Annotated in this window: 8 protein-coding genes and 1 pseudogene; 5 read left to right on the forward strand and 4 right to left on the reverse strand. The window is 69.9% G+C overall.

Features of this window, described 5'->3' with window-relative positions; translation table 11 throughout:
* Nucleotides 1-563, forward strand: a pseudogene (locus AC08OX_RS10765) (hypothetical protein); the annotation flags it as partial.
* A gap of 60 nt (nt 564-623) precedes the next feature.
* On the opposite strand, the gene AC08OX_RS10770 reads toward AC08OX_RS10765, so the two are convergent.
* Nucleotides 624-1,115 (reverse strand): GNAT family N-acetyltransferase, encoded by a 492-nt coding sequence (locus AC08OX_RS10770; protein WP_476607682.1) that lies wholly within the window; start codon nt 1,113-1,115, stop codon nt 624-626.
* A gap of 100 nt (nt 1,116-1,215) precedes the next feature.
* The gene (locus AC08OX_RS10775) at nt 1,216-1,494 is read right to left on the reverse strand and encodes a type II toxin-antitoxin system TacA family antitoxin (protein ID WP_476607683.1); all 279 of its coding nucleotides are present in this window, start codon (nt 1,492-1,494) and stop codon (nt 1,216-1,218) included.
* Nucleotides 1,495-1,674: 180 nt separating this feature from the next.
* Here AC08OX_RS10775 and AC08OX_RS10780 point away from each other — a divergent pair, with 180 nt between their 5' ends.
* A complete protein-coding gene (locus AC08OX_RS10780) occupies nt 1,675-2,520 on the forward strand; it encodes an aldo/keto reductase (protein WP_476607684.1) in 846 nt (281 codons plus the stop codon).
* Between the two features lie 149 nt (nt 2,521-2,669).
* A complete protein-coding gene (gene mdoC / locus AC08OX_RS10785; protein WP_476607685.1) occupies nt 2,670-3,935 on the forward strand; it encodes a glucans biosynthesis protein MdoC in 1,266 nt (421 codons plus the stop codon).
* Between the two features lie 38 nt (nt 3,936-3,973).
* Here the strand turns inward: mdoC and AC08OX_RS10790 are convergent, their stop codons facing one another.
* Together AC08OX_RS10790 and AC08OX_RS10795 are read right to left on the reverse strand one after the other, a co-directional pair.
* Nucleotides 3,974-4,759, reverse strand: coding sequence for an ABC transporter permease subunit (locus AC08OX_RS10790; RefSeq protein WP_011435620.1), 786 nt, complete (start codon nt 4,757-4,759; stop codon nt 3,974-3,976).
* Nucleotides 4,756-5,925 (reverse strand): ABC transporter ATP-binding protein, encoded by a 1,170-nt coding sequence (locus AC08OX_RS10795; RefSeq protein WP_476607686.1) that lies wholly within the window; start codon nt 5,923-5,925, stop codon nt 4,756-4,758. The genes AC08OX_RS10790 and AC08OX_RS10795 overlap by 4 nt, the downstream gene beginning before the upstream one ends.
* A gap of 607 nt (nt 5,926-6,532) precedes the next feature.
* Here AC08OX_RS10795 and AC08OX_RS10800 point away from each other — a divergent pair.
* Entirely contained in the window at nt 6,533-8,551 is a 2,019-nt protein-coding gene (locus AC08OX_RS10800) for a PP2C family protein-serine/threonine phosphatase (protein WP_476607687.1), read from the forward strand.
* Nucleotides 8,552-8,597: 46 nt separating this feature from the next.
* Complete coding sequence (locus AC08OX_RS10805; RefSeq protein WP_476607688.1) at nt 8,598-9,314, forward strand: DUF4230 domain-containing protein; 717 nt, start codon at nt 8,598-8,600, stop codon at nt 9,312-9,314.
* The last annotated feature ends 165 nt before the right edge of the window (nt 9,315-9,479 follow it).

Raw genomic sequence — 9,479 nt, forward strand, 5'->3', positions numbered from 1 at the left:
CCCCGATCACGACGGACCCGCGCCTTAACTCGCCTCACCGACAGCACCCGACCGGCAACGCCGGCCGGGCATTCGGCGAGCCCTCCCACGACATCACCGAACACTTACACCCGAAGATCGATGGGGAACGCGGCCTGGTGACCCGGGCCCCCGCCACGAGCAACTGGCCGGTCGACACCTGGGGCATCGCCAACCGCCCCGACTACCTGGTCACGGGCACCGACCGGGGTGGGCTGGTGCGCAGCATCACCGTCGATCCGGCCACCGGCGCGGTGCTGCTCGCCGGGCTCGACGGCCTGGTGCAGGTCGTGCGGCCGGCGGGGCGCGGCACGCGGATGACCTTCCGCACCGACCGGCCGATCGACGTGGGGCTGAGCAGGCTGCGGGGCCCCGCGACCCGGTATGTCGGGGTGCGCCGCGGCGCGGTCGACGCCCGCCGGCGCAGCCTGTGGCTCCCGGTGAACCAGCTGGTGCTCGACGGCCTGCCCTGGCCGTACCCCCCGTTCAAGCTCGATCAGTGTTTGCTGCGCGTCAATCTGGATGTGCTGCTCGGTGACGGGTAGGTGACGGACGGCCAGCGGGGCCAGCGGCGTTCGGCGGGGGCCAGCGGCGGCCGGCGATGCTTAGCCCCCGCCGGCGGCGGCGTGTAGCGGCAGCGCGAGCAGGTAGGGGTCGACGCGGGTGCCGAGGAAGCCGAGATGGCGGTAGAACGCCCGGCCGGGTTGCCGTATCGCGTGGGCGAGCAGGAGCGGCACTCCGACCATGCGATGGACGGTCAGCGACCGCATCACGGCGTCCCGGACGAGTTGGGCGCCGAGCCCGCGGCCCTGGTACCGGACATCGACCGCGAGCCGTCCCACGAACATCGCCGGAACGGGTTCGGTGGACCGGCGCGACCACCGGCGTGAACCGGGGATCCGTTCCAGGGCCGCGGTGGCCAGGCAGTAGTAGCTGGTGATCCGGGTACCGTCGACGATCACGAACGTGTTTGTCGTCCGGTCCTGCTGGTGTTCGAGGGCGTGGTGGCGCAGCCAGCCGTCGAGCAGGTCGTCACCGCTGTTGAAGGTGAGCCGGTCCGGGCCCTCGGACAGGGCCGCGGGCTTGGCGAGGGGCACTGCGTAGGATCCTTTCTTGGGGCCGCGTCGGACCGCGTCGGGATCGCCGGTCGACTGGTCGGCCGATCGGGAGGCGGGCAGAGGTGGCGGGGTGCTCCGGCTACTCCTGCTGCTCCGAGCCCGGTTCCTTGTCGAGGAGCCGGCGCAGCCGGGGGGAGTGCGGCGGCGGCGCGTCGAGCAGCGCCTCGAGCTTGCTCCAGTCGGCATCCGGGACGCGGAACAGGCGGCGGTCGGCGAGAACCTCTCGCGCGTATCGCTTCATGGCCTCGACGGCGAAGTCCTCAAGGGACAGGCCCTCACCCTCCGCGGCCGAGCGGATGATCTCGGCTTCATCCTCGGGTAGTCGTACCGCGAGTCTGTCGTCCCTGGCGGTGCTCATGTTGGCAGTCTGCCCTCCGGGTCTTCGGACCCGTTTCCCCGGGTCTCGCTCGCCGACGTGGGTACCACATCCATCGCGGCCGTGTCGCCCGGATGCTCGAAGGCCGGCCGGAGCGCGGATCCCGTCGGGTGCCCGGCATCTCTTCGTACCAGATCTTCGTACCAGAGAGGTCCTACGCCCGTGGTGCTTTCGCCTGTCCCCACCGTCCCGCTCGCGCACGGTGCCCGGATGCCCAGGCTCGGGCTCGGAACCTGGCCGCTGAACGACCGGGAGGTCCAGGGGGTGGTGGAACAGGCGCTCGGGCTGGGCTACCGATTGATCGACACCGCGCACAACTACGGCAACGAGAAGGGAGTGGGCGCCGGACTACGCGCCGCCGGCGTGCCCCGCGAGGAGCTGTTCGTCACCACGAAGTTCAACAAACGCTCGCACAGCGTCCGCGGCGTGCGCAGGGCCGCCGTGGAGAGCGCCCGCCGGATGGGGCTGGACTACCTCGATCTGCTCCTCATCCACTGGCCGAACCCGTGGCGGGATCGGTACGTCGAGGCCTGGAAGGGGCTCGTCGAGCTGTTGAAGGACGGCCAGGTGCGCGCGATCGGGGTGTCGAACTTCAAGACGACCCACCTCGACCGGCTGCTGGCCCAGACCGGTGTCGTGCCGGACGTGAACCAGATCCAGCTCGATCCCCGACTCGGCCGGTCCGCGATCCGCGCCTACCACGCGGAGCAGGGGATCGTGACGGAAGCGTGGAGCCCGCTGGGCGCCGGCACCGGGCTGCTCGACGAACCGGTGATCACGCGGATCGCCGCCGCGCACGAGCGCACCCCCGCGCAGGTCGCCCTGCGCTGGCACATCGAGCTGGGCATCGTGGTGGTGCCGAAGTCGGCCAGCCCCAGGCGCCTGGCAGAGAACATCGACGTCTTCGACTTCACGCTTTCCGCTGAGGAGATTGCCGCGATCTCCGGACTGGACCGGGGCGCCGCGGGGGAGGCGGACGCCCTCGACTCCGACGTGTTCGGGCACTGAGCTTCGGGAGTTCGGGGTCCCTGGGAGCTCGGGGCAATCCTCTCGTTTCGTATCATTCATGATACGTACGATGTACGCCTGCCACGTCTTCACCGGAGGGCGTTGCCCGTAGGGGCTCGGAGCGGTCCGGCAGCCTTGGTGGAGGAATCGTGGGGCGAAAGGCGGCGCCGTCCGCTCCGGGCGGGCACTACCACCACCTGGACGCGTTGCGCGCCGTCTTCATGCTGGGCGGCGTCTTCGTGCATGCCTCGACGCTCGGTGACGACCCGTTCTTCCACGGGATCGCCCACGCCTCCGGCCTCTTCCGGATGGCGGACTTCTTCCTGATCTCCGGGTTCCTCTCCGCGATGCTCGTCGGGAAGTATGGGCCGTCGCGCACCGTGCATCGCAGGCTCGCCAGCGTGGGAATCCCATTCCTGTGCACCCTGGTCCTGTTCAATCCCACCGCGCTCTGGTTGAGCTACAACTTCCACAACCCGGACGTCTCGTTCCTGGACTTCCTGCGTGGAAACATCGTCCCCGAGCCGGTGGGCGAGCTGCGCTGGCCTCTGCAGCTGTGGTTCCTCATGGTGCTGCTCGCCTACGCGCTGTGCACCCCGGCGGCCGTGAGCGTCATATCCCGCCTTGTGGCCAGCTCCCTCTACCGGCGGGCCACCACCGGTCGGCTGCGCGTCATGGCCACGATCATTTCACTCGTCATCGTGACCACCATCCTCATCCGCGGCGGGTACCGGGCCGCGGTGACTCCCGTCATCGGTTCCGATCCCCTCGACCTCCCGGTCGAGGAGACGCTGGACTTCCTGCCGTTCTTCCTCCTCGGCGTGCTCCTCTACCTGGATCGGCGGCGAATCCTGCCGTCCTTTCAGCGGCCCGCGCCGATCCTGCTCGCCGTGGCCGGCGTCCTGCTGCTGGCGGCCAATCAGGACTGGGGTGGAGTGCTGACCTCATCCACCGGTCTGGTGCTCAGCAGGACCCTCTTCACCATCGCGATCACCGCCACGCTCTTCGCCCTTGCCAGCCGGCTCGTCCCCGGCCCGCGGCCCGCCGTCCGCTACCTCTCCGACGCCTCCTACACGGTCTACCTCTTCCACTATTTCTGGATCTACGCCATCGCGACGCTGCTCTCGCTGGACCCGAGCCTCCGCTGGCCGCAGATGCTCCTGGTCACCGCCCTCACCTTCGGCGTGACCCTGGCCATCCACCATTTCGTCATCTTGCGGTCACCCTTCCTCCGCAAGATCTTCAACGGGAAATTCCCGGTCGACGGCCGCCGCGGCACCGGCCGGCCCGCGGCCGGGCCCCTGACCACAGCGGCCGGCACGGCGGACTCCGAGCCGACCCAGCCGCTGCGCTGGCTTCCCCGGGCCGAACAGCTCGACCCGGAACGGACCCAGCACCTGCGCTGGGCTCCCTGACGCAATCTTCCTTTATAACGCTCCCTTATAACGTTTCCTTATGAGGTCATGTCCCGGCGCCAGAAGAGGACGACGGCGACCAGCACCATCGCGGTGCAGTAGACCAGCCCGCGCAGCAGCGCGTCGGCGTAGGGCGTGGCGACGGCGAAGCCACCGGTGGCGATCGCCTCCATCAGCTGCACCGGCAGCCAGGCCCGGGCGGGACCGTAGATGCGCGTGACCAGCATCTCCACCGGCAGCGCGTAGGCGACCGCGACCGCGATCGCCGCGGCAGGCGCGCGGAAGACGATCGCGGCCAGGGCGCCGAGCGCGGCGTAACCGAGCGATCCGGCGCACAGGTTGACAAAGCTCTTGCTCAGTTCGGCCAGCCCCGCCGCGCTGCTCCAGGCGGCCGTCGACACCCCCTTCAGCGGCGCGAGCGCGAAGGACAGCGCGACCGAGACCACGGTCGCCACGGCGATGACGAGGACCACGAATGCCGCCAGAGCCAGCAGTTTGCCGGCGAGAAGCCGGAGCCGGTGCGGCTGGGCGACGAGCTGGTTGCGCAGGGCCCCGTGCGCATGGTCGCCTGCGAGCGACGCGGCGACGACGGACAGGGCCACCACGCCGAGCAGGATGCTGACCGCCTGCACCCCCTGCGCGACGCCGTTCGCGGCGGACAGCCCGCTGGCCGTGACGGGGTCGCCATCGAAGTCGTTGTGCCCCACCGAGACGAAGGTCAGAACGGTGCCGAGCAGGGCCGAGGCGATGACCGCCCCCAGCGTCCCGAGCAGGAACCGGGTCCGCAACAGCGGCACCCATTCGGCGCGGAAAGCCGTGATCATGTGGCACCTCCACGGCTCTGGGCCGGGTCGAGCCCGGCTCCCACGGCGGGCACACTGCCGTCCGGGGTGTGCCCGAAACGGACGAGGTCGCCGTCGATTTCGCCGGTGACGCGCAGGAAGGTCTCCTCCAGGTTCGGCCGATGGGTGCGCAGCGAGCGCAGGGTGATGCCGGCGCGCATCGCCAGTCGGTTGAGGTCCGCGGCCACTCCCTCGCGGGCGTGGGCGGTCACCACCGGATGGCGTTCGCCGACTCCCGCGTCGCACGACGGCCCGGGGCAGAGGTCGATCTCGACCCGAAGGCCGGTCTCACCGAGGAGCCCGGCCAGGCGGCGGGCGTCGTCGTCCCGCTCGGGCACCATGAGGATCCGGGGATCCTCGGCGGAGAGCAGGTCGGTGACGTGCCCCTGGAACAGCATCCGCCCGCCATTGATCATCACCAGATGATCGCAGATCTGCTCGACCTCGGTCAGTAGATGGCTCGACATGAAGACCGTCATGCCGCTGCTGGCCAGCTGACCCAGCAGCGCGCGGATCTCCCGGATGCCTGCCGGGTCGAGGCCGTTCGTCGGCTCGTCCAGGATGAGCAGGTTGGGATCGGGCAGCAGAGCGGCGGCGATGCCCAGGCGCTGCTTCATCCCGAGGGAGTAGGCGGTGAACCGGTCGTCGGCTCGCTCGGTCAGGCCCACCTGTGCGAGGACTTCCCCGACCCGCCGCGCGCGATCGGCGCGGCGCCGCCCGCCGATCCCACGCAGCAGGGCGAGCTGGTCCAGATTGCGCCGGCCGGACAGCCCGGGATGGAACGTCGGGCCCTCGATCATCGCCCCGACCCGGCCCAGGTAGCGGGCCGGATGGGAGATCGACGCGCCCAGCACGTACCCCTGGCCCGCCGTGGGGCGGATCAACCCCAGCAGCATGCGTAGCGTGCTGGACTTCCCGGCCCCGTTCGGGCCGACGAAACCGGACAGCGTCCCGCGCGGCACCTGGAGGTCGAGATGGTCCACCGCCACCCGATCGCCGTACCGCTTGCCGAGCCCGCGGGTCCAGATTGCCGCCTCGGTCGGGCCCTCGGGCGATCGCCCGGCCAGCCGCGGGGGCCGCGCCGCGCCGCGGGGGCGGCCAGCCACGTTCGATGCGTGCGTCGGTTCGGTGACCGAACCCGAAGTCATCGTCTGACAGCCTCCCAGATCATGCGTTCAACTCCCGAGATCGGTCGATCCGTTACCCTCCACCGTGACTCCGTCATCCACCGTGCTCCATGGGAGTCGTGCCCGCGGAGGCCGTCGTGGTCGACCACATGCGCGGCCGCTGGCGGGGTCGGCACCAGCACGGAGGCTGATCGAACTCCCGCGCCGACCGGCGGTACGCACTGGGCGCCGTCGGCACCGGGCACCGCAGCGGCCGGGCCAGTCCCCGGCTCGGGATCCGCCGAGCTCAGCAGGCCTAACGAGTGGACCACGGGCACCGTTCCAGCTCCCGGCACTCCGGAGCGCTCGGTGCCGTGGGAACCCGGAGGTTTCCGCCTCGTCCGAAAGAGTGACGACGTATCGTCATTTTCGCTCATTTCCGACATGTCATCAAACGATCATTGGCGAAAGTCCGGGGCCAGGGCAGGTCCGCGTCGTCGCCGAGGTTTGCGATCATCCGGCGCGGCACAGTCAGTGCGGCGCTCATCGTTCCAGCCGCGAGATGGGGTAGCTGTCGTACGAGCCCCCCGGGGGACCCCACACGTCACCCGACACAACCGGCGCCCGACGGCTGGACGACAATCTTCACATGGGTGAGACGGCTGGCCTTCGGCGTGGCATCCGGGTGCTGACGCTGCTCGCCAGCATCTCGATCATTGTGATGCTGGTGTTGGCCGTGGTCTCCGCCCTGCGGTCACGTCATGCCGCGACGGAGCGGAGCAGGCATCTGGACCCGGCTGCGACCACCACCGCGATGCTCCTGGCCGACTTTGTCGACCAGGAGAATGCTCTGCGTGGCTACATCATCACCCGGGACCGGGGTTTCCTGGTCCCCTACAAGGAGTCCGCCAGGTCCATCCCGGTCCTGACGGCACGGCTGGACGCATTGCTGGCCGACTTCCCCGCGCTGCGCGCACAGCACGGGGAAGTCGGCTGGGCGTACCGGGACTGGCGTCGCGAGGTTGTCCAGCCGAAACTGGCCGCGATGGCGAGAGGAGACACCGCCGCCGCCCAGGATATCGTGCGCACCAAAGCGCGCCAGGACTTCGACCTGCTGCGCCGCGAGGTCGCGGAGCTCGCCGCGGCGATCGACCGCGAGCAGGTCGAGGCGTCCGGGCGGGTGGAGAGTGCCTCCGTGCTGCTGCTGAGCTCGCTGGCCAGCGCGATGTTCGTCATCCTCGGCTTCCTGCTAACCATTATGATCATCTCGCGGCGATGGCTGCTCCGCCCGATCGGAGCGTTGCAGCGATCCGTCAACGCGGTGGCCGCCGGTCGCTACGACACCCGGATCCCCTCCGTCGGCCCCAAGGAGATCGTGGAGCTGGCCGCCGACGTCGAGACGATGCGCGCCCAGCTGGTGCGGCTTGTCCGCCAGAACGAGCGGTCGTGGGAAGCCCTGGCCCAGCAGGGACCCGCCGTGATCGCATTGCGGGACGCGCTCACGCCCTCGCTCCTGCGGGCCCGCGGCCTGGTCCTGCACGGCCGGGTCGATCCGGCCGAGGGCGAACTTGCCGGGGACTGGTACGACGCCTTCGAGCTGCCCGACGGGCGGGTCGCCGTCGTGGTCGGTGACGTCTCCGGTCATGGAGCCGCGGCCGGGGTCTTCGCGTTGCGGCTCAAGCAACTGCTCGACGCGGCTCTGTCGACGGAGATCGATCCCGGTCGGGCCCTGGAGTGGACGGTGGACAACCTCGGCGAGATCGAAGAGATGTTCGCGACCGCGATCATTGCCGTCGTCGACCCGCGGACCGGGGACCTGTACTACGTCAACGCCGGTCATCCCGACGTGCTACTGCTGCGCCGGGCGGTGCCCGGGAACCCCGGGAACATGGCGTCGGCGGGCGAGTCGCCCGTGGGCGAGGTGTGGGTGGGTGAGCTGCCCGCAGGCAAGGTACCTGCGGACGCGGTGCTTCCCGGTGAGGCATCCTCACCGCAGATACCCGCTCCGACCGCTCACCTGGTCGGACCCCGCGATCCCGCCCGGCCGGGATGCGGCCCCGGTGACGGGGCGGGCGGATCCATCATGGCGGCTGCTGTTGGATCTGCGCAGGCTGTTGGATCTGCGCAGGCTGTTGGATCTGCGCAGGCTGTTGGATCTGCGCAGGCTGTTGGATCTGCGCAGGCTGTTGGATCTGCGCAGGCTGTTGGATCTGCGCAGGCTGTTGGATCGGCCTGCGGGCCGGGGAATGGGGCGAACGGTGCCGGCCCCGGGTCCGGTCGGGTGCCGGGAGCCGGTTCCATCGTCGGTTCCCGGCTGGAAACGGCGCAGGTCGTTCGGCTGCCTCCGACGGGCCCGTTGATGTCGAGCCTGCTCGCGGAGCCCGGGGCGTGGGGAATCCAGACGCTGCGGCTCGAACCGGGCGACGTGCTCTTCGCCTACACCGACGGACTGGTGGAGGCGCGTGACGAGGCCGGGCGGCAGTTCGGGCTGCACCGGCTGATCGCCGAGATCCTGCGCGATCCCACGCGCACGCCGGTGGCGCTGCTCGACGACGCCTTCGACGCGGTTCGCCGGTACGCGCCCGGGCGGCAGGGCGACGACCGTACGGCGATCATCCTCGCCCGTACCGCCCAGCGTGGCTCCACGATCGCGCCCGGAGAGTCATAGCGCCGACATCGGCGTGGTTGCCGGCCATTTCGGGTAGAAGACGCCCATGAACGACGAGTCCGGCCTGGACCGGCCCACCCGCTCGACCCGGTCTCCGCGATCTCTGCGGTCTCCGTCGTCCCGACTCAGCCCACTGCGGTTGATCGCCGTCGTCGCTGTCATCGTGCTCGTCCTCGCCGGCATCGCCCTGGTGGCGGGATGGCGGCCGAGCCTGCCGAACCCGTTCGAGGAGAGGACGGTCGACCGCAGTTCCCCGGCGGTGCTGCGTTCCCTGGAAGAGCTGAGCGACTATCACGCCGCCAGCGCCCACTTCGAGGTGGTGGTCGACCTCGAGAAGGACAGCAAGTGGATCCCTGATGCGCTGCGCGGCGAGCGCACCCTGTTCGTCGGGGTCGGTACCGTCGACTCGGTGATCAATTTTGGTGCGCTCGGCAAGGACGCGGTCACCGTCTCCCCGGACCGTCGTGTGGTCACCATCGAGTTGCCGAACCCGACGCTGTCCAGGCCCGAGCTGGATCTCGACCACAGCTACGTGGTGGCCCGCCAGCGCGGCGCGCTGAACCGCGTCGGCGGGTTGTTCGGTGGGGTCGGCACCGACCAGGAGCTCTACCGGACCGCGTCGGCGCGGATGACCGACGCGGCGAAGACGGACGGTCAGGTGCTCGACCTGGGCAGGAAGAACACCACCGCCATGCTGCGCGGTCTACTCGGCGCGCTGGGCTTTACCGACGTCAGGGTGACCTACGCAGCCGACCGCCGCTAGGCGAACGGAGTGCTCAGTCCGTCGCAGTCAGCCTGTCTTCGCCAGCCCGGCGACCACCCGGTCGATCTCGGCCCGGAAATGCTCCGAGATCTTGATGATGTGCGGTTCGCGGAGCAGGTAGAAATGCTCACACGGAACGAAATGGGTTGGCGGGGTCAAACGGTC

It is taken from the genome of Frankia sp. CoBUL1, assembly GCF_978021245.1.

Excerpts from the sequence above, each read along its gene's own strand:
- AC08OX_RS10775 (WP_476607683.1), bottom strand. The coding sequence starts at position 1,494 with ATGAGCACCGCCAGGGACGACAGACTCGCGGTACGACTACCCGAGGAT.
- AC08OX_RS10790 (WP_011435620.1), bottom strand. The coding sequence starts at position 4,759 with ATGATCACGGCTTTCCGCGCCGAATGGGTGCCGCTGTTGCGGACCCGG.
- AC08OX_RS10795 (WP_476607686.1), bottom strand. The coding sequence starts at position 5,925 with ATGACTTCGGGTTCGGTCACCGAACCGACGCACGCATCGAACGTGGCT.
- AC08OX_RS10800 (WP_476607687.1), top strand. The coding sequence starts at position 6,533 with ATGGGTGAGACGGCTGGCCTTCGGCGTGGCATCCGGGTGCTGACGCTG.
- AC08OX_RS10805 (WP_476607688.1), top strand. The coding sequence starts at position 8,598 with ATGAACGACGAGTCCGGCCTGGACCGGCCCACCCGCTCGACCCGGTCT.